The sequence below is a fragment of the Chromobacterium subtsugae genome (genome assembly GCF_035919665.1).
In the GTDB taxonomy this organism is placed as follows: domain Bacteria; phylum Pseudomonadota; class Gammaproteobacteria; order Burkholderiales; family Chromobacteriaceae; genus Chromobacterium; species Chromobacterium subtsugae.
Window position 1 is genome coordinate 3,153,445 of the sequence record NZ_CP142381.1, and the last position, 19,237, is coordinate 3,172,681.

At 64.0% G+C, this 19,237-nt stretch carries 16 protein-coding genes; 3 read left to right on the forward strand and 13 right to left on the reverse strand.

Annotated features, from left to right (window positions below):
• Positions 1-29: 29 nt before the first annotated feature.
• Complete coding sequence (locus U6115_RS15165) at positions 30-662, forward strand: HugZ family pyridoxamine 5'-phosphate oxidase (protein WP_043573195.1); 633 nt, start codon at positions 30-32, stop codon at positions 660-662.
• A gap of 79 nt (positions 663-741) precedes the next feature.
• Here the strand turns inward: U6115_RS15165 and argS are convergent, their stop codons facing one another.
• From argS to U6115_RS15230, 13 genes are all read right to left on the reverse strand, one after another.
• A complete protein-coding gene (argS, locus tag U6115_RS15170; protein WP_043573198.1) occupies positions 742-2,460 on the reverse strand; it encodes an arginine--tRNA ligase in 1,719 nt (572 codons plus the stop codon).
• Between the two features lie 159 nt (positions 2,461-2,619).
• Complete coding sequence (locus U6115_RS15175) at positions 2,620-3,654, reverse strand: MBL fold metallo-hydrolase (protein WP_043573201.1); 1,035 nt, start codon at positions 3,652-3,654, stop codon at positions 2,620-2,622.
• 104 nt (positions 3,655-3,758) lie between these two features.
• The gene (locus U6115_RS15180) at positions 3,759-5,228 is read right to left on the reverse strand and encodes a DUF3138 family protein (RefSeq protein WP_043573204.1); all 1,470 of its coding nucleotides are present in this window, start codon (positions 5,226-5,228) and stop codon (positions 3,759-3,761) included.
• 50 nt (positions 5,229-5,278) lie between these two features.
• Entirely contained in the window at positions 5,279-6,118 is an 840-nt protein-coding gene (locus U6115_RS15185; protein WP_043573207.1) for an ABC transporter permease subunit, read from the reverse strand.
• Complete coding sequence (locus U6115_RS15190; RefSeq protein WP_043573210.1) at positions 6,115-7,020, reverse strand: ABC transporter permease subunit; 906 nt, start codon at positions 7,018-7,020, stop codon at positions 6,115-6,117. Before U6115_RS15190 ends, U6115_RS15185 begins: the two co-directional genes overlap by 4 nt.
• Positions 7,021-7,214: 194 nt before the next feature.
• On the reverse strand, positions 7,215-8,315 hold the full coding sequence (locus tag U6115_RS15195) for a polyamine ABC transporter substrate-binding protein (RefSeq protein ID WP_080770168.1): 1,101 nt from the start codon (positions 8,313-8,315) through the stop codon (positions 7,215-7,217).
• 689 nt (positions 8,316-9,004) lie between these two features.
• A complete protein-coding gene (gene trhP, locus U6115_RS15200) occupies positions 9,005-10,351 on the reverse strand; it encodes a prephenate-dependent tRNA uridine(34) hydroxylase TrhP (RefSeq protein ID WP_043573256.1) in 1,347 nt (448 codons plus the stop codon).
• A 22-nt stretch (positions 10,352-10,373) separates the two neighbouring features.
• Entirely contained in the window at positions 10,374-10,793 is a 420-nt protein-coding gene (locus U6115_RS15205; RefSeq protein WP_043573213.1) for a hypothetical protein, read from the reverse strand.
• Between the two features lie 156 nt (positions 10,794-10,949).
• A complete protein-coding gene (locus U6115_RS15210) occupies positions 10,950-11,165 on the reverse strand; it encodes a hypothetical protein (RefSeq protein WP_043573215.1) in 216 nt (71 codons plus the stop codon).
• Between the two features lie 15 nt (positions 11,166-11,180).
• A complete protein-coding gene (locus U6115_RS15215; protein ID WP_043573219.1) occupies positions 11,181-12,011 on the reverse strand; it encodes a ferritin-like domain-containing protein in 831 nt (276 codons plus the stop codon).
• 51 nt (positions 12,012-12,062) lie between these two features.
• Positions 12,063-15,938 (reverse strand): PAS domain-containing hybrid sensor histidine kinase/response regulator, encoded by a 3,876-nt coding sequence (locus tag U6115_RS15220; protein WP_052257943.1) that lies wholly within the window; start codon positions 15,936-15,938, stop codon positions 12,063-12,065.
• A 1-nt stretch (position 15,939) separates the two neighbouring features.
• Positions 15,940-16,674, reverse strand: coding sequence for a response regulator (locus U6115_RS15225; protein WP_172670402.1), 735 nt, complete (start codon positions 16,672-16,674; stop codon positions 15,940-15,942).
• A 10-nt stretch (positions 16,675-16,684) separates the two neighbouring features.
• Positions 16,685-17,899: an EAL domain-containing response regulator gene (locus U6115_RS15230; RefSeq protein WP_043573221.1), complete on the reverse strand. Its 1,215-nt coding sequence runs from the start codon at positions 17,897-17,899 to the stop codon at positions 16,685-16,687.
• 307 nt (positions 17,900-18,206) lie between these two features.
• On the opposite strand from U6115_RS15230, the gene fliW reads away from it, so the two are divergent.
• Positions 18,207-18,650: a flagellar assembly protein FliW gene (gene fliW / locus U6115_RS15235; RefSeq protein ID WP_043573224.1), complete on the forward strand. Its 444-nt coding sequence runs from the start codon at positions 18,207-18,209 to the stop codon at positions 18,648-18,650.
• Positions 18,647-19,216 (forward strand): DNA-3-methyladenine glycosylase I, encoded by a 570-nt coding sequence (locus U6115_RS15240; protein ID WP_043573227.1) that lies wholly within the window; start codon positions 18,647-18,649, stop codon positions 19,214-19,216. The genes fliW and U6115_RS15240 overlap by 4 nt, the downstream gene beginning before the upstream one ends.
• Positions 19,217-19,237: the final 21 nt, after the last annotated feature.

Consider the following 19,237-nt stretch of genomic DNA (forward strand, 5'->3'; position numbering starts at 1 on the left):
GTCGGCATCTTTCCCTGCCCGCCAACGCCATGAAACCCGACCTCGCCATCCGCCTGCTGCATCAATGCCGCCACGCCACGCTTGCCACCCAGTCGCGGCAATATCCCGGCTACCCCTATGCCAGCGCCATCCAGTTTTTCTGCGACGAGCGCCAGCGGCCGGTATTCGTGGTCAGCGCGCTGGCCGAACACAGCAAGAACCTGCTGGCCGACCCGCGCATCAGCCTGTCCTTGCTGTCTCCGGACGATGACGCCGCCCAATCTGCCGCTCGGCTGACCATGCTGGGCGACGCAGAGCGCTTCGATGCGTCCGACGCCTTGCGCGCGCGGCTGCTGCGCTACCAGCCGGAAGCCGAGGAATGGCTGGCGCTGGATTTCATGTTTTTCCGCCTGCGGCCCATGCGGACGCGGCTGATCGCCGGCCTGGGCAGCATGGGCTGGGTGGATGGACGCGCCTGGAACGAACTGCCCGCCTTGAGCCTGGAGGAAGAGCGGCTGTTATTGGAAAAAGCGCAGGCCGCGTTGCCGGAATCGATCCGAGTATTGGGTTGCGATTGCTTCGGCGCAGACTTGCTCTGGCATGGCAGCTATCGCCGGGTGGATTGGGACGAAGCGCTGCCTGAGCCGGCCCGCATCCGCGAGCGGCTGGCGCGGCTGGGCTGAGCCGGCGTGTCCGGACCGCCAAAGAAAAAACCCGCCGGTCTGGCGGGGTTTGACTTGCTTAAGCGCATGCGGATGCCGCTTACATCGCCTCCAGCACCTTGATGCCCAGCAGGTCCAGGCCGGTCTTCAGCGTGCGGGCGGTCAGCGCGGCCAACTGCAGGCGGCTGGCGCGCACTTCGCCTTCGCTTTTCAGGATCGGGCAGGCCTCGTAGAAGCGCGAGAACAGCGTGGCGATCTGGTACAGGTATTGCGACAGATAGTGCGGGTAGCAACCTTCCACCACCGCGTTCAGCGTGTCTTCGAACTGCGCCAGCGCCGCGGCAAGCTGTTTCTCGGCTGGCTCGGTGATGACGATCTTCGCGCCCGCGTCATAGTCCTCGGCCTTGCGGAACAGGCTCTGCACGCGGGTGTACGCGTACTGCAGATACGGCGCGGTGTTGCCCTCGAAGGCAAGCATGGTGTCCCAGTTGAAGATGTAGTCGCTCATGCGGTTCTTCGACAGGTCGGCGTACTTCACCGCGCCGATGCCCACCGCGTTGGCGATTTCGCGTTTCTGCTCTTCGGACAGGTCCGGATTCTTTTCCGCCACTAGCGCGTAGGCGCGTTCCTGCGCCTCCTGCAGCAGCTCGATCAGCTTGACGGTACCGCCGGAGCGGGTCTTGAACGGCTTGCCGTCATCGCCCATCATCACGCCGAAGCCGACGTGCTCCAGCTTCATCGCTTCCGGCGCGAAACCGGCCTTGCGGCAGATGGTGAACATCTGGGCGAAGTGCTGGCTCTGGCGCGCGTCCACCACGTAGATCACGCGGTCCAGCTTCAGCTCGCGATGGCGGTAGCGCACCGCGCCGATGTCGGTGGTAGTGTAGATGAAGCCGCCGTCCTTCTTCTGCACGATCACGCCCATCGGCTTGTCTTCCTGGGTGCGGAACTCCTCCAGGAACACCACCTGCGCGCCATCGCTCTCGGTCAAGAGGCCGGCCGCGCGCAGTTCCTGCACGATCACCGGCAGGTCGTCGTTGTACGACGATTCGCCGCGCACATGCTCGCGCTTCAGGCCGACGTTCAGCGTTTGGTACACTTCTTCGCAGTGCTTCAGCGACACGTCGACGAACTGGCGCCACAGCTTCAGCACCTCCTGGTCGCCGCCTTGCAGCTTCACCACGTAGTCGCGCGCGGTATTGGCGAAGTCCTCGCTCTCGTCGAAACGGACCTTGGCGTTGCGGTAGAAGGTTTCCAGATCGGACAGCTGCAGGTCGGCGTCGCCGGCGTGGCTGGTTTCCACCAGATAGGCCACCAGCATGCCGAACTGGGTGCCCCAGTCGCCGACGTGGTTGGCGCGGACCACGTCATGGCCGACGTATTCCATCACGCGCGCCAGCGCGTCGCCGATGATCGACGAGCGCAGGTGGCCGACGTGCATTTCCTTGGCCAGGTTAGGCGACGAGTACTCCACCATCACGCGCTGCGGCTTCACCGGCGCGAGACCCAGCTTGTCGTCTTTCAGGGCGGCTTCGCTTCGTCGGGCCAGATATTCAGGGGCTAGATGAATATTGATGAAACCCGGTCCGGCGATTTCCACCTTGTCGGCGATGCCGGCAAGATCCAGCGCGGCGACGACCTTTTCGGCCAGCGCGCGCGGGTTGGTTTTCAGCGCCTTGGCGGCGCCCATCACGCCGTTGGCCTGATAGTCGCCGAATTCCGGCTTGGACGCCGGCTGAATCACGGCAGGCGCGTCAGGCGCGCCCGCTGCCGCCAGCGCCGCCTGTACCCGCTCGTTGATCAGTTGATGAATTGTCATTGGTAGCCCCACGAAATGCCGCGAAAACGAAAACGCGTCTTCGCTTCTGAAAATAAACTTGTGTTTGATTGTATGCGCCTAAGCCTGCACCGGCAATGCTTGATGCCGCCCGTGCCCAGGAAAATGCCCATTGCTTGATCCAGCGCGCCCCGCAGCTGATCAATCGGGCCGCAGCCAGAAAGTCTCGCCCATCGCGGGAACCGAGAAATCGGCGGCATCGATGCCATGCTTGTCCAGTTCCGCGGCCAAATCCAGCGGCGGCTGGTGCAGCGCCTCGTCGGTCAGCACGAAAGTGCCCCAGTGCACGGCCAGCGCGCGGCGCGGCCGCATGATGCGGAAGATCTCCACCGCTTCGGCCGGGTCGATATGCTGCGCTTGCAGAAACCAGCGCGGCTGATAAGCGCCTATAGGCAGCAATGCCAGGTCCAGCGAGCCGATGCGCTCGGCAATCAGCGCGAAGAGCTCGGGATGATAACCGGTATCGCCCGGGTACCAAAGCTGCAGGCCGTCGCCGCGCACGGCGAAACCGCCCCACAGCGCGCGGTTGCGGTCGCCGAAGATCATGCGTTTGCTCCAATGCTGCGCAGGCGTCAGCACCACCTCCACCCCGCCCAATTTGAAACTCTCCCACCAGTCCAGCTGATGGATGTGCGCGGCGGGCACCCCGGCGCCCAGCAAGGTGGGCGCCACGCCCAGCGGCACGACGAACTGCGGCGCGCCGCCGGCCTGCCGCGCCAGGCGGCGGATGGTGGCGAAGTCCAGATGGTCGTAATGGTTATGGGTGACCATCACCAGATCTATTCTGGGCAGCGACTCCAGCGCCAGCGCCGGCGGCAGCAGACGTCTGGGGCCGGCCCACCTCAACGGCGACGCCCGCTCCGACCACACCGGGTCCAGCAGCAGGTTCCGCCCGGCCAATTGGATGAAGCCGCTGGCGTGGCCGATCCAGGTGTACGAGGGCTGGCTGGCGTTGGCCGCCAGCGCCGCGGCGTCGGGCGTTTGCCGGCGGATGTCCTGCAGCCGGTGCGCCACCGCCGGCATCCGCCAGCGTTGCCAGTTCCAGCGCAACAGATCGGCAAAGCGCGGCTGCTTGAACGGATACAGGTTTTGATAGCCGGCCGCGCCGTGGTGGGAACGGGCGGAGTCGGCCCGGTAGCGCGGCAATGGCCAATGCGGCAGAAAATTACGAAACATGCGCAAGCTCGAACAGTAAATGATGGCCGCATTTTGCCGCAGAGCGATGGCGGCTCCAAATAAAAAGCGGCGGGTCGCCCCGCCGCCGCACGCCGCGCCAGGCATCAGAAGCTATAGACCGCTTGCGCGCCCAAGAGATCGTTGTTCTTGCGGAAGCTGCCGTCGTTGCGCAGAAACACGCTTTCGCTGGCCCAGTCGTGCCGGTATTCCAGTTTGAGCGTCAGCTGGTCGGTGGGGAAGAACAGCAGATCGGCGGTGAGCGCCTGGCGGTTGGCCCCCTTGCAGTTGGCCGCGCCGCTGGCCACGCAGGCTGGCGACACGCCGAACGCGTTGGTTCCGTCATACCCGCTGCTGCCCAGCGCGATGCCGCCGCCGCCGCCGCCGTTCTTGCTGTCATTCAGATAGTCGTAGCGCAGCGTCGCCCCCATCTTGCCCACCGTGTCCGTCATCCACTTGCGGTGGCCCAGCAGCGACACGCCGTACCACTGCGCGTTGCCGCCGTTCCAGGCGGCGTTCTGCTGCTGGCCGTAGTCCAATTCGGCGTTGTACTGGACGTCGCCCAGCGTGTAGCTGGCGTCGGCTTCGGTGAAGAAGTAATTCGAGTAGGGGCTGTTCGCCGTGCACTGGTAACCGTAGCTGCCTTGGCAATTCGAGCCTGTCAGCAGCGTCTGGCGGCCAGCGTTGAACGATCCTCCCAGATCCAGCGCGCTGCTCCAGGTGTAGTCGACGCGCGCGGTCATCGTCGGCGTGTTGTTGCTCTTGACCTGCGGCGCGCCGGTGACGCTGCTGTTGCCGGCATTGGCCAGGTTGGCGTGGGTGCGGTATTGCTCGTTGGCCAGCAGGAACTTCCACGCCCACACGTCGTGGCTCCAGGCGAAGCCGGCGCCGACATAGCTGCCGGGGTCGCTGAAGTCGTACAGCAGGCCATGGGTCAGCGTCACCATCTGGTTGGACTGCTGCACCTCGTAACCGCCGAAGCTGTTCATCAAGCCGGCATTGACCGACCAGGTGTCCGACAACGGAACATTGATCACCGCGGTGTTGATGATGTTGTTGCCGCTGCCGCCATCCAACAGGGTGTTGCCGCTGCCGCGGTTGGGCATGATGCTGATTTCGGCGCTGGGCGCGGTGGGGCCGACGCCGAACGTCTTCTTGATGTCCAGGTACACGTCGCCGAAGGTGCTGTTGCTGTAGGCGTAGGTGTTCTGGTGGTTGAGGAACTGGAAGCCCGCGCTGTTGTTGCCGCGGTTATAGATATAGGTGGGGTCCAGGTAACCGGTGACGCTGAGACCGGCGATCGGCCCCTCGTTGGCGGCGGTGTTGAGCCGGTCGACTTTCAATTCCATGCCGGCCACCCTCTCCTTCAGATCGGCATTGGCGTCATCCGCGGCGGCCGATGCCGCAGGGGCCGGTTTCTCGGCCGTGGCCGCTTCCACCGCCTTTTGCAATTCCGCCATCTGCGCCTGCAGTTTCTGCATCTGCGCCTTGAGCCTGGCGATTTCGTCCGCTTTCGCATCCGCCAACGCCACGCCGGGCAGCGCCGCGATCAATGCACTGATCAGTACCCTCTTCATCGTCATTTCTCCTTGTGTGAACCTGCCGACAGCACTGCGCACCACCCGTCTCAGCCATTGGCGAAAGCCAGCCGCATCTCCTTTTCCCGCTTGCGCGTCATCGCGCTCATATAGATGTTGGCCGCCACCACGCCCACCGACACCAACACGATGAACAAGGTGGCCAACGCGTTCATTTCCGGATTCAGGCCCAGCCGCACCCGCGAGAAGATCACCATCGGCAGCGTGGTGGAGCCGGGCCCGGACAGGAAGGCGGTCAGCACCAGGTCGTCCAGCGACAGCGTGAACGACAGCAGCCAGCCCGACACCAGCGCCTGCGAGATCAGGGGCAGCGTGATGACGAAGAACACCTTCAGCGGCCGCGCGCCCAGGTCCATCGCCGCCTCCTCCAGCGACAGGTTCAACTCCCGCACCCGCGACTGCACTACGATGGCGACGTAGGACACGCACAGCATCACGTGGCCGATCCAGATGGTGAACACTCCCCTGCCCTCCGGCCAGCCGAAGCTTTGCTCCATCGCCACAAACAGCAGCAGCAGCGAAATGCCCTGGATCACCTCGGGAATCACCAAGGGCGCGTTGACCATGCCGGTGAACAGGGTGAAAAAGCGAAAGCGGCCGAAACGGCCCAAAACGAAACCCGCCCAGGTGCCGATCACCACCGAGGCGGTGGCCGTCATCAGCGCGATCTTCAGGCTGAGCCAGGCGGCGGTGATCAGTTCGTCATCGTCCAGCAAGGCGGCGTACCACTTCAGCGAAAAGCCGGACCACAGCGTCACCAGCTTGGATTCGTTGAACGAATAGATCACCAGCAAGGCGATGGGCAGGTAGAGAAAACCGTAACCCAGCCCCAGCACCAGGAAAGACAGCGGCTTGCTCGGCTTGATCATCTTGCTTCCTCCATGGTCTTCACCTGGTAATGCTGAAACAGCGCCATCGGCACCAACAGCAGCAGCACCATGCAGCAAGTGACGGTGGCGGCCATCGGCCAGTCCATATTGTTGAAGAACTCGTCCCACATCACCCGGCCTATCATCAGCGTGTCCGATCCGCCCAGCAGCTCCGGAATCACGTATTCGCCCACCGCCGGGATGAAGACCAGCAGGCTGCCGGCGATGATGCCGTTTTTGGACAAGGGCAAAGTCACCTGCCAGAACGCGCGCCACGGCTTGGCGCCCAGATCGTAGGCGGCCTCCAGCAGTGTCAGGTCCATTTTCACCAAGTGGGCGTACAGCGGCATGATCATGAACGGCAGATAGGAGAACACCATGCCGATGTAAACGCCCCAATTGGTGTGGTACAGGTGCAGCGGGCTGTCTATCGCCCCCAGCCACAATAGGAACTGATTGAGAAAGCCGTCGTTCTTCAGAATGCCAATCCAGGCGTAGACGCGGATCAGGTAAGAGGTCCAGAACGGCAGCATCACCATCATCATCAGCGTGTTGCGCGTCGCGCCTTCGGCCCGGGCGATGTAATAGGCCATCGGATAGCCGATCAGCAAACACAGCACCGTGGAGAAGAAAGCCATCTTCACCGAGCTGACATAGGTGGCGAAATACAGGTCGTCGGTGAACATGAAGCGGTAATGGCTCAGATTGAGCGCGATCGTGTACACGTCGTTTTCCAGCTTGACCAGCGGCGTGTACGGCGGAATGCCCAGCTGCTGCTGGGAGAAGCTAATGCCCACCACCAAGAGGAAGGGCAGCAGGAAGAACACGAACAGGAACAGGAAAGGCACCGAAATCACGGCCCCCCTGCCCGACGGCAACCATTTCGAATCGGGTAGTTTCATGGCGGCACCACGACGCCTGAGGCGTCCGAACATTGCGTCCCCATCGGCGAAGCGGCTTCGCCGACACCATCAGACCGCCCGGCCCGGGCGGACAATGTCCCACGGCTGTCCGGCCGTCCCGGCGGCGCCGGGCGGCGGACTATAGTTGTGCGATACAGACAAGACCGGACGGCGTCATCCGGCCGGAAGCCGGCTTAGCGGCCGGTCTTCAGCTGCGTCCACAGGCGGTTTTGCAGGCGCATGATGTCCGGCGGCAGCGGCTTGAGCAGGAACAGCGCCTTCATCACCGACTCCGGCGGATAGATGGTGGGATCGTTGGCGATCTCGGGCTTGACGAACTTGCGCGCCGCGGCGTTCACCGTCGGGTAGAACACCTCGTCGGTGATGGCGGCGTTCACCTGCGGCGTTTCGATGTAGTTGATCCATTCCAGCGCCGCCTCCGGGTGCGGCGCGTCCTTCGGAATCACCATCACGTCGAACCAGATCGGCGCGCCGGATTTGGGGATCACGTAGGCCAGCTGATAGCTGCGCTTGGCCTCGGCGGCGCGGTGCTTGGCGATGTTGACGTCGCCGGACCAGCCCAGCGCCAGACAGATGTCGCCGTTGGCCAGGTCGTTGATGTAGCCGGAGGAATTGAACTGGGTGATGTAGGGGCGGATTTTCTTCAGCGCCTCGAACGCGGCCTGGTAGTCGGCCGGGTTCTTGCTGTTGGGATCCTTGCCCAGATGGTGCAGCGTGACGGCGAAAACGTCGTTGGCCTGGTCCAGCACCGACACGCCGCAGCCCTTCAGCTTGGACACGTACTTGGGATCAAACAGGATGTCCCAGCTGTCCAGCGGCGCGCTGGCGCCGAGGACGGCCTTCACCTTGGTCAGGTTGTAGCCCAGGCCATCGGTGCCGTAGGCCCAGGGCACGCCGTGGGCGTTGCCCGGATCGGCGTCGACGATCTTGGCCATCAGCGCCTTGTCCAGGTTGGCGAGATTGGGAATCTTGGACTTGTCCAGCTTCTGGTAGATGCCGGCCTCGATCTGCTTGGCCATGAAGTTGGAGGTGGGCACCACGATGTCGTAGCCGGCGCGGCCGGTCAGCATCTTGGCCTGCAGCGTGTCGTCGCTGTCGTAGACATCGTATTTCACCTTGATCCCGGTCTGCTTTTCAAAGCCGGGGATGGTGGACTTGGCGATGTAATCGGACCAGTTGTAGACATTCAGCACCTTGTCCTCCGCCAGCGCGCCGGCGGCTGGCAACAACAGCAGCAGCGAATACAGAACCTTGCGAATCAGTTTCTTCTTCATGACAGGCTTCCTAGGTAAGCACGACCATAGACGCTTCCCCCGAATCCAGGGGAAGCAAAGAACCGCATTGTTTCCTACCGCCCGCGCCGCGCCGGCGCTACTGCCAACATACACCCTGGGCAGGCGCGCGCCATCGCCGGCGCGTTACGGCATGTAAACCGGATCGCATCCGGCATGCGCGCAATCGGGCAGGAATTCAGGAAGAGTCGGAAGGGCTAGGCCGGCGGCGGGAGGCGCGGGCGGCAAAGGAGGCGGACGGGCTGAGGCGGCGCGATGCCGGACAGGCGGGCCACAGGTGGGCTGCTTGCATCATGGGTTCCTCTCTCTATCTCCAGGTACGGCATTGGTGTTTAATAAAATCCACACCACTTTTCTTTATGTCACTACTTTTTAATCACAATTACTTATGCTTGCAATAGCGACAGCGTCGGCATGGGTAAAAAATTCGACACGACAGCCGATGTCCGCGCGTGCCGTCTAGGATCATCAACACCTCAGCCGCGCCAGCCCGCCAAGGTGCCGCGCTGGCCGGGCGGCCAGTCAAGACATTGTCATCTCCAGAAAAACGCTCCGCCACCCCGCCGCCGGCCGCTGGCGCCGTCCAGTGGAAATCCCGCAACACCCGCGGCGACGCGCCAAACAAAAAGGCCGCCTCGCGGCGGCCTTTTCCGTACAGCGACGCTCGCCGCTCACATCAGGCGGGTAATCAGCGCCTTGCTGTCATAGCCCTGCAGGCCGGGGATGCGCACCTGCATGCCGTTGCCGGCGGCAAGCTGCACCGACTCGCCGTTGCGGGTCATTTCCGCCAGTTCGATGATGCGGTTGCCGGACGGGTGGATCACCTCCAGCCTGTCACCGACGCCGAAGCGGTTCTTCACCTCGATCAGCGCCCAGCCGTCGGCGTCCACTTCGATCACATCGCCGACATACTGGCTTTGCTTGGCCTTGGAGTGGCCGGTCAGGTAGTTCTGGTATTCCTGGGTCTGATGGCGCTCCAGGAAACCCGGGGTGTAGCCGCGGTTGGCCAGGCCATCCAGGTCGGACAGCAGCTTGAGGTCGAACGGGCGGCCGGCCACCGCGTCGTCGATCGCCTGACGGTACACCTGGGCGGCGCGCGCCACGTAGTACAGGCTCTTGGTGCGGCCTTCGATCTTCAGCGAATCCACGCCTATCTTCACCAGCTTCTCCACCTGCTCGACAGCGCGCAGGTCCTTGGAGTTCATGATGTAGGTGCCGTGCTCGTCCTCGATGATGGGCATCAGTTCGCCCGGACGGCTGCCTTCTTCGATCAGATAGGTCTTGTCGGCCAAAGGATGGCGCTGCTGGCTGCCGCAGGAAGAGAAGCTCTGATTGGCCTCTTCCATCGCCTTGTTGAAGTCGAACTGGATCACCTGCACATCGCCGGCGTCGTCGCCCTGGGTGTCGTGCATCTTGTAGTCCCAGCGGCAGGCGTTGGTACAGGTGCCCTGGTTGGGATCGCGGTGGTTGAAGTAGCCGGACAGCAGGCAGCGGCCGGAATAGGCGATGCACAAGGCGCCGTGGACGAACACTTCCAGTTCCATGTCCGGGCATTCCTGGCGGATCTCGGCGATCTCGTCTAGGCTCAGCTCGCGCGACAGGATGATGCGCGACACGCCCAGCTTCTGCCAGAACTTCACGCCCATGTAGTTGACGGTATTGGCCTGCACCGACAGATGGACCGGCACTTCCGGCCATTTTTCGCGCACCATCATGATCAGGCCCGGATCAGCCATGATCAGCGCGTCCGGCTTCATCTCGATCACCGGCGCCATGTCGGCCATATAGGTCTTGATCTTGCTGTTGTGCGGCAGGATGTTGCTGGCGACGAAAAACTGCTTACCGCGGGCATGGGCCTCGTCGATGCCGATTTTCAGTTCTTCCAGCTTGAAGTCGTTGTTGCGGGCGCGCAGGCTGTAGCGCGGCTGGCCGGCATAGACGGCATCGGCGCCGTAGTCGTAGGCGGCGCGCATTTTATCCAGCGTGCCGGCGGGCAGCAGCAGTTCGGGAGCTTTGATCATTGCGGTGGGGCTTGTCGGTTTAGTTGAGCAGACAGGACACGGGCAAAGGCTGCTTGTCGGGCTTGACGAAGGCCTTGCGCGCGGAGTCGGCCATCAGGCGCTCGGCGGAATAATATTGTTCGAGTACCGCGCGGGCGTCTTGCGCCAGATCGCTGCAGCAATCGAGAAAGGCCGGCCAGTCGCCGCCCAGCGCCGGGCTGGACTCGATGCGGCTGTAGGCGATCGCCAGCAGCGCCATCGTCAGCGTGTGGTTGTACTTGGTCGCCGCGCCGTTCGCCATGGCGAAGCGCGACAAGGCGTGGGCGCAACGGGCCGCCGCCTCGGGCGCCGGGTACTCCCGGCGATACCCCCAGGCTGCGTACAGGTGGGCTTGGTGATTGAAATCCGATGCAGGCAGCGAATGGCTTTCCAGCTGGCGCAGGAATACCTGGTGCTCCATGGTGCAGACACTCCGAAAGTGCAAAAAACGACAGGCCCACCCGACAGGGGAGCCTGTTTCTTTAATATCCGGCGCGATTATGCGCGGCGATGCGGACAGCGTCAAGCATGTCCGCCGCGCATGCGAAACTTTAAGCCGCTGTTTTTAAAAGCCGTTTTATTTTCGTGGTTTTTGCAATAAAGCCAACAGCGCGCTCAGCTGCCCCGCCAGCGCCAGCAACAGCAGCACCGGGCACGCGATCGTCAGCCAGATCGAGCCGGCCTCTCCGCCGCGCCACGCGGCCGACAAGGCGGTGAACAGCAAAGTAGACAGTATCAACACGGCCAAAGCCAGCTTGCGGTTGCGCTGCATGCGCTTGATCAGATTCATCATGTCCTGTTCCGGGATTCAATTGTCGATGGCGGCGGAGCTGTCGTCCAGCGCGGCCAGCGCCTGTAATTCGTCGGCGAAGAAACCCGCCGCCTCGCGGGCGGCCAAATTGTACTGCCCGGGCCGATGCGGCATCGCGTACGCTTCCAACAGACCGCGGAAAGCGGCTTGCGGTTCCAGGCCGCGTTGCCGGCACAGCTCGCAGAACCAGCGGTTGCCGATCCGCACATGCCCCACTTCCTCGCGCAGGATGACGTCCAGCACCGCCACGCTGGCGTCGTCGCCGATGCGTGCCAGCCGGCGCTGGATGCCGGGGGTGACATCCAGGCCGCGCGCTTCCAGCACCCGCGGCACCAGCGCCATCCGCGCCAACGCGTCGTTATCGGTGCGGCGGCTCATCGCCCACAGGCCATCGTGGGCCGGGAAATCGCCATAGGCGAAACCCAGGTCCAGCAGCCGTCGCTGCAACAGCCGGAAATGCTTGGCTTCCTCCGCCGCCACCTGCAGCCAGTCGCCGACGAAATCGTCCGGCATTTCGCGGAAACGCCAGGCGGCGTCCAGCGCCAGATTGACCGCGTTGAATTCGATGTGGGCGATGGCGTGCAGCAAAGCGGCGTGGCCGTGGGGCGTGGAGAGGCCGCGGCGCGGCACCTTGGCCGGGTGCACCAGTTCGGGCCGGGCGGGACGGCCGGCTTCCGGCAGGGAATACGGCGCGGGGGCGTCCAGCCGGGGCAGCGCGCCGGCGAGCCAGTCGCGGCGGGCGGCCTCCGCCAGCGCCAGCTTCTCTTCCACGTCCGGACAAAGCAGCGCCTGCTCCAGCGCAGGGTATAGCGATTGAGGGCGGTTCATGGCTGCGGATTCTAAAGCGCCGCGCCGTCCCAAGCCAAGCCCGGCGGCTTGTCACATGGCGATTTCCACCTGGCCGGCCAGCCAGCCTTCGAAGGCGGCCAGCTTTTCCTCGAACAGCGCCATCGCGCGGCGCGCCTGCTCCAGGTCATGCGCCTTGCCCGCCTTTTCCACCGCCTCGGCCGCCGCGCCCATCTCGTTGGCCCCGACCATGCGGCTGGCGCCCTTGATCCGATGCGCGGAAAAGCCCACCCGATCAGCGTCTTCCGCCTGCAGCGCGGCTCGCAGCTCGGCCACGTCCTCCAAATTGCCGGTCTGGAATTCGCGCAGAATCTCCAGCTCCACGCTCAATTCGCCATTGCTGTAAACCTCCAGCACGCTGCGGTCCACCGGCAAGGGATCCTGCGCCGGCTCGGGCGGCGGCGGCGGAGCCAGCTCCCGCGCCAGCGGCTCGATCTCTTCCTCGCCGCCATGGCCCATCCATTTGCGCAGCACCGCCTCCAGCGAGTGGATGGACAAAGGCTTGGTGAGGAAATCGTCCATGCCGGCCTCACGGGTCTTGTCCACCTCCTCCTTGGCCGCGTTGGCGGTGCAGGCGACGATGGGAATGCGTCCGCGTTCCGGATGGGACTCCTCGTGGGCGCGCACCAGTCTGGCCAACTGGTAGCCGTCTATGCCCGGCATATGGCAATCGGTCAGGATCAGCGAATACCGCCCGGCCAGCCACTTGCTGAACGCCCGGTCGCCGTCCTCGGCCCAGTCCGCCGGATAACCGAGCTTTTCCAGTTGCTTCAGCGTCAGTTTGCGATTGGTGGGGTTGTCCTCGGCGAACAAGATGGGGAACAGCTCCTCGCCCTCGTCCGCCAGGTTGCCGCCCGACAGCGCCGCCACCGACTCCAGCGGCACCCGCTGCTCTGGCAGCACCACCGGCTCCACCAGCTCGGCCAGCCACTCCACTTCCAGCAGCAAGCGGGCGCAGCTGCCCTTGCCCTGCTCGCTCTCCATTTCCACGTGGCCGCCCATCAGGCCGGCCAAGCGGCGGCAGATCGCCAGCCCCAAACCGGTGCCGCCGAAGCGCCGGGTGGTTTCCGAATCCGCCTGGGTGAACGGCTGGAACAGTTTGCCCAGCTGTTCCTGCGACATGCCGATGCCGGTATCGGCCACTTCGAAGCTCAGCACCTGGTAATTGGCCAGGGTGTCCATCACCTTCACGCGGATGTCCACCCGCCCGCGCGAGGTGAACTTGATGGCGTTGCTGATGAAGTTCTGCAGGATCTGCCGCACCCGCAGCGGGTCCAGCACCAGGGTGGGCGCCAGTTTTTCGTCCAGCGTCAGCGACAGGTCCAGGCCCTTCTTGCTGGCGTTCTCGTGGTACAGGCTGCGCACGCTTTCCATGAAGGGGCGCACCGCGGTACGGGTGGGCACGATCTCCAGCCGGTCGGCCTCGATCTTGGAGAAATCCAGGATATCGTCGATCAGGCGCAACAGGGTGTTGGCCGAGTCCTGAATGGTGAGCACGGTATCGCTCTGCTCGGCGTCCAGCTTGGTCATCGCCAGCAATTCCAGCATGCCCAGCACGCCGTTCATCGGCGTGCGGATCTCATGGCTCATGGTGGCCAGGAAGGCGCTCTTGGCGCGGTTGGCCGCGTTGGCCTGGTCGCGCGCCATGCGCAGTTCGAATTCCGCCATCTTGCGTTCGGTGATGTCGAGGCAGGCCAGGATGATCACCGATTCGGACGCGTCCGGGAACAGCAACTGGCCTTCGAACAGCACCCAGATCGGCCGGCCGGTGCCGGTCAGGCATTCCAGTTCGCAATGTATGCGGGCATTGTCGTGCTGCATCTTCGACATTTGCTCGGCCAGCTCATACCAGCCATGCTCGGAAGCCAGCAGCTCCATCAGATGCATCCCGGACAGGCCGTACTCGTCGCCCACATCGAAGATGCTTTCCGCGGTGAGGTTGGCCCGGGTGATCTGGAAATGCTCGTTCAGCCGCAGCAGGCCGACCGGCGACGCCGAATAAACCGCCTCCTCCTCCTGCAGCACCGCCCGCAGCTGGGCTTCGGAGAGCTTGCGCCGGTCTTCTTCGGCGTAAAAACCGAGAATATTGGCGTAGGCGCCCAATAGCGGCAGGATGCTGATGCCCAGCTGCGACAAGGTGGGCCGCAGCAGGCAGACGCCTGCGGTGGCCTCGCCGCCCAGCATCACCGGCAGCGATACCCAGGAAGGCTGCGCCGACAAGCTGCGGAACAGCGCCGCCAGCGGCATTTCCGCCTGCGACAGTTGCTGGATCAGCGGCAGGAACTCAGGCCACTCACCGGCTTGCAGCTGCAATGCCTCGTCGCCGCCGTCCTGGGCCGACCAGGCCACCAGCATGCACTCTTCGGAGCTGGTGAACTCGACGAAAGTGTCGTGCAGGCGCTGGAACACCGCATCCCGCGCCGAACGGGCCAGCAGCATCGCCTCGATTTCCGAAATCACCGAAAGCAGCGCCACGCTGCGCTCCAGCGAGCTTTCCGCCAGCCTGCGCTTGTGCTCGTCGCGCACGATCAGGATATTCAGCGGCGGGTCAGATTCCCCGGAAAAACGGCTGATGTTGAGCATCGCATGGAAATGCTCGCCGCCGCTGCCCATGCCCTCCACCGGCAGCGTCCGTCCCACCTGCAGCTCCAGCGCCGCCATCACGCCGTGCATCTCGTCGTTCATCACGAACAATTGCCGCGCCGGCATGCCCATCAAGGCGGCGAGCGGGTAGCCGAACATCCGCCCCGCGCCCTCGTTGGCGATCTCGATCACTCCGTCCTGATTGACCACCAGCATCGCGTCGCCGGAGATGTCCAGCATGCGCTGCAGGAAATCCAGCGGCTTGAGCACCTTGCGCACCATCACGTACAGCAGGAACACCAGCAGCGCCATCGCCGCCAGGCCAAACGCCCCCTCGCGCAGCAGAATGTGCAGATAGTACTGGCGGTTTTCCGTGGCCAGCGCCTCCGCCCGCGCGGAAACCATCGCCTGCAACTGCTGCAACGCCGAGGTCAGCTGCCGCAGATTTAGCGGGTAGTCGGCGGCCTGGCTGAATTTCAGCCTGCCGTCCAACTGTTCCAGCTGCAGCTGCGCCAACAGCTGCAGCTTGCTGGCAAGACGGGTCAGCTGGATGAACTGCTGAGCCAGCCTGACATCCCGCACGCTGTCGACTCTGGGCTGGAGCTTGCCCAGCGTCAGCATGCCGGCCGCCAGCCGCCGCGCCAGATCCTCCTCCATCCGGCGGTCCAGCCGGTGGTCCAGCTCCGCGCGCAGCACCAGCGCCTGCGCATTGGAGCGCAGCCAGTAGTCCAGTATCCACACATCCTGCGTCAGCCAGGCCAAGTCGTTGATCCTGGCGTCGCCGCTGGCCGCCATCTGCACCACGGAGTCGTCCACCAGATGCTGCACCTGCTCCTGCACGTCGCGGGTCTGCTCGTACAGGCTGGTGGTCAGCGCCTCGTTCGGGCCGGAGCTCGACTGCCACACCGCCTTGGCCTGCACCCGCAGCTGTTGATACTGGCGGAATAGCTGCTGCAGCCGGGCGATCTTCTCGCTGGTCCGCGCTTCGTCGCGGCCATGCAGCGAAGTGACCATGGCGAGGAAGCGCTCGTCAACCAGCCGAGACAGCCGGTCCAAGGCTGCCAGGGTCGCGGCGTCCGGCTGCCGTCCCAGCAACAGCGCCCGCAGCTGGCCGCTTTCCTGATGCTGGATATCGGAGAAGCGATACAACAGGCTGCTGTCCTGATTCAGCTCCACCAGCCGGTCGGCCTGCCGGTATTCGCTCCAGGCCGTCACCTGCAGCTGGACCATCACGCCGGCCTGCAGAATGCCCAACAGCAGCACGATGGCCAGCACGCTCCGGCCTATCGCCATCGCCTGGTTATGGCGCGCCTTGGGTTGCAGCATTCTAATGCCTTGCCGCGGAAGAGCTCGCCACCGCGTCCAGGCTTTCGGTGACGAAAATCTGCGCCACGCCGTAGCGCTCGCTGAAGTCTTTCAGCACCGCCAGCTGGTTGGCCGAAATGGTGGCGCCGCGCGGCAGCAGCAAATGGCCGGCCTTGCTGCGCAAGTCGCGCGTCAGATAGGAGCCCGGCTTGATCTTGTCCAGCGGCAGGCATTGCTCCGCCGGCTCTTCCTGATACACCGGCGCCCGGGTTTCGAACAGCTTGCCGAACACTTTGTTGTCGTAGTCGGTGCCGGTCGCGATGTTGTAGTAGCTGAATGGATCGATCTCCGGCCTGGGCCGGTGCATCGCGGCCTGGATCGCCTTCTCCACGTCGGCGGGCTTCGGCGGCTTCACCACGAAACCGTCGGCGTGCAGCTGGCTGGCCAGCACCACGTTGGAGCGGTCGGCGTGGCCGGACAGAAAGACGAAGGGCAGATTGGAGACGTTGGCGGTATGCCCGCAACGCAGCTCCTTCAGCAGATCCATGCCGTTCATCGGCAGCATCTGCACATCGCACAGCACGATGTCCACCATGCGGATATCCAGCAGCCGCATCGCCGTGGTGCCGTCGGCGGCCTGGAAGATATAGTCCGACTTGACCCCCATGTTCTGCAAGGCCTGGGATATCAGGGTCCTGACCAGCGTCTGGTCATCGACGATCATGATCCGCAACCGCGCCAGGTCGACCGAAATCATCGCGCATCCTTTACACTATGGTTCCGCTTGAGGCTGCCCGGTCGCCCTGGCAGTCCACGATGAGCCTGGCCAGATCCTGCTCCGCGACGACGCCGGCCAGCCCATCCCCCACTCCCTTGACGCACCCCATCGCCAGCGCCAGCTCCCTGCCCTCCTCGTCATCCACCCGGGTGGCGCAAACCGCGGTCTGCGACAAGCCGAAATGACGCAACAGACGAAAGGTGTGCGGATCTTCGCCCTGCAGGGTTTTCAGCCAGCGCAGGGTTTCCACCGGCACATTGACCTGGTCGAACGGAAACTTGAGCAGGTTGCCGATGGTCAGCGAGCCGATGCCGAACGCGTCCGCCGTCAGATGAAACCCCAGGTACTTGATCTTGGCGATGTTCTCGAAGCACAGCGCGTCGGAGCGCCGGCTCAAGCCGTCCGCCAGCTCGAAGCTCACCCGGCGCGGCGCGACGCCGTATTGCTGCACCAGGGTGAAACAGTGGTCGAACACGTTGTCGGCGCACAGGCACGCCTCGTCGATGCGGATGTGCATCTGGCACTCGTCCTGGCCCGACGCCAGCGAAATGCCCTGCAATAGCTTGGCCATCCGCTCCACTATCGTTTCCAGGGCCACCGCCGACGCCATGCGCCGGCCCGCCAGCAGCGGCAGCAGATGATCGATGCCGCAGCGCCTCTCGCCCAGCGCCAGCGCGCGCAGCGAAAAGCTGACCGGGCGGCGGTCGGCCAGCGTCACCACGGGAACGAACTCCAGCGCGAAGCGGTCGTCGCAGATATCGGCCAGCAGCGGCTCGATATCCAGTTGCGCCGGCGCCTCGGCGCGCTCCATTTCATTGAAAATGCCATTCAACATGGCGACGAAGGCCTCGGCCGAATACGGCTTGGCCAAAAAGCGGGTGCAGGAGATGCCCAGATTGGCCGACATGTCGGCGATGGTCTGCAGGGTTTTGCCGTCGTAGCCGGAAATGATCAGCAAGGCGGACTGGTAGCCCAGCCTGGCCACATTCTTGATGAAATCGATGCCGTTCATGCCCGGCATGCCGATATCGGTGATGACCAGCTGGTAGCCGCCTTCGGCGATGCTGCGCAGCGCCTCGGCCGGGTCGCTGAATTCGTCTATCTCCACCGCGAAACGGCTGAAGAAGCTGGCCTGGCGCGAGATCAGCTTCCGCAATACCAGCTGATCGTCCAGAATCAAAAAACGCTTCGGTTTCAGCTCCATGCTAGACCGCCCCTTCCCAGGCATGGCAGAACCGGCCTTGCAGCACAGCTCGCCGGAAATGCCGCCTTACCGAAATTAAGCGCTGAGGAAAACCATCTGGGCGCGCCGGCTTCCCCACCGAGGGCCGGCTCCAAAACTAAGACATTCGCGTAAGACCAGACAGCGTAATACCATGTATAGGCTGACAAATTTGGCAGTACAAGACGGCCTTGCCGGCCGGCCGCGCGCTCGCGGCGCCGGTTTATGCCATGCGCCGCCGCTGCGGTATCATGGTCGGCCGCGACACCCATTCCGCAAGGAGAACCCCATGCGTTTCGATTCCGGCCAGCTTGGCAACGTAGAGGTGGACGAACAGACCATCCTCACCTTTCCCCACGGCATTCCGGCCCTGGAGAACTGCACGCGCTTCAAATTGTTCCACGACGCCGCCCACAAAACGCCGCAGGTCTATTGGCTGCAGTCGCTGGACGACCCGGGCATCACTTTCAGCCTGGCGCTGCCCGAGCGGCTGGGCGTCCGCTTCCAGGTGGAGCTCACCGACGACGAAGTGGCGCAGCTGCAACTGCGCGGCCCGGAGGACGCCGCCATCCTGCTGATGCTGTACCGCCCGCTGGAAACCGAGCGCGATTCCCACCCAGCGCTGGGCCAGCTGCAAGCCAACCTCTGCAATCCGCTGGTGGTGAGCCTGTCGTCCCAGCGCGGCATCCAGAAAACCGGCCTCAAGATCGACATCCTGCTGCATACGCCATGAACGAGACCCAACGCTGCGCCTGGTGCGGCGACGATGCGCTGTACGTCGCCTACCACGACCAAGAATGGGGCCGGCCCGAGCGCGACGACCGCAAATTGTTCGAAATGCTGATTCTGGAAGGCGCGCAGGCCGGGCTGTCCTGGATCACCATCTTGCGGAAGCGCGAAGGCTATCGCGCCGCCTTCCACGGCTTCCACCCGGAAAAGGTGGCGGCGATGGACGAGGACGACGTCGAACGGCTGATGCAGAATCCCGGCATCGTGCGCAACCGGCTGAAAATCCGCAGCGCCATCCGCAACGCCAAAGTGTTCCTGCAAATGCAGCGGGAACACGGCAGCTTCGCCGACTGGCTGTGGGGGCACGTGGACGGCCAGCCGATTCTGCGCCGCCGCGACGACGAACGGGTGCCGGCCAGCACCGAGCTGTCGGACCATATCAGCAAGGAGTTGAAGAAAGCCGGGATGAATTTCGTCGGCAGCACGGTAGTCTATGCCTACCTGCAGGCCTGCGGCGTGGTCAACGACCACCTGGCCGGCTGCTTCCTGCACCCGCACGGCGACGCCTGAGCGCCCGCCCATGAAAAACGG

Coding starts and splice junctions, on each gene's coding strand:
- U6115_RS15240 (WP_043573227.1), top strand. CDS start 18,647: ATGAACGAGACCCAACGCTGCGCCTGGTGCGGCGACGATGCGCTGTAC.
- U6115_RS15190 (WP_043573210.1), bottom strand. CDS start 7,020: ATGAAACTACCCGATTCGAAATGGTTGCCGTCGGGCAGGGGGGCCGTG.
- argS (WP_043573198.1), bottom strand. CDS start 2,460: ATGACAATTCATCAACTGATCAACGAGCGGGTACAGGCGGCGCTGGCG.
- U6115_RS15215 (WP_043573219.1), bottom strand. CDS start 12,011: ATGAACCGCCCTCAATCGCTATACCCTGCGCTGGAGCAGGCGCTGCTT.
- fliW (WP_043573224.1), top strand. CDS start 18,207: ATGCGTTTCGATTCCGGCCAGCTTGGCAACGTAGAGGTGGACGAACAG.
- U6115_RS15225 (WP_172670402.1), bottom strand. CDS start 16,674: ATGATTTCGGTCGACCTGGCGCGGTTGCGGATCATGATCGTCGATGAC.
- U6115_RS15180 (WP_043573204.1), bottom strand. CDS start 5,228: ATGAAGAGGGTACTGATCAGTGCATTGATCGCGGCGCTGCCCGGCGTG.
- U6115_RS15195 (WP_080770168.1), bottom strand. CDS start 8,315: ATGAAGAAGAAACTGATTCGCAAGGTTCTGTATTCGCTGCTGCTGTTG.
- U6115_RS15205 (WP_043573213.1), bottom strand. CDS start 10,793: ATGGAGCACCAGGTATTCCTGCGCCAGCTGGAAAGCCATTCGCTGCCT.
- U6115_RS15165 (WP_043573195.1), top strand. CDS start 30: ATGAAACCCGACCTCGCCATCCGCCTGCTGCATCAATGCCGCCACGCC.
- U6115_RS15175 (WP_043573201.1), bottom strand. CDS start 3,654: ATGTTTCGTAATTTTCTGCCGCATTGGCCATTGCCGCGCTACCGGGCC.
- U6115_RS15185 (WP_043573207.1), bottom strand. CDS start 6,118: ATGATCAAGCCGAGCAAGCCGCTGTCTTTCCTGGTGCTGGGGCTGGGT.
- U6115_RS15220 (WP_052257943.1), bottom strand. CDS start 15,938: ATGCTGCAACCCAAGGCGCGCCATAACCAGGCGATGGCGATAGGCCGG.
- U6115_RS15210 (WP_043573215.1), bottom strand. CDS start 11,165: ATGATGAATCTGATCAAGCGCATGCAGCGCAACCGCAAGCTGGCTTTG.
- U6115_RS15230 (WP_043573221.1), bottom strand. CDS start 17,899: ATGGAGCTGAAACCGAAGCGTTTTTTGATTCTGGACGATCAGCTGGTA.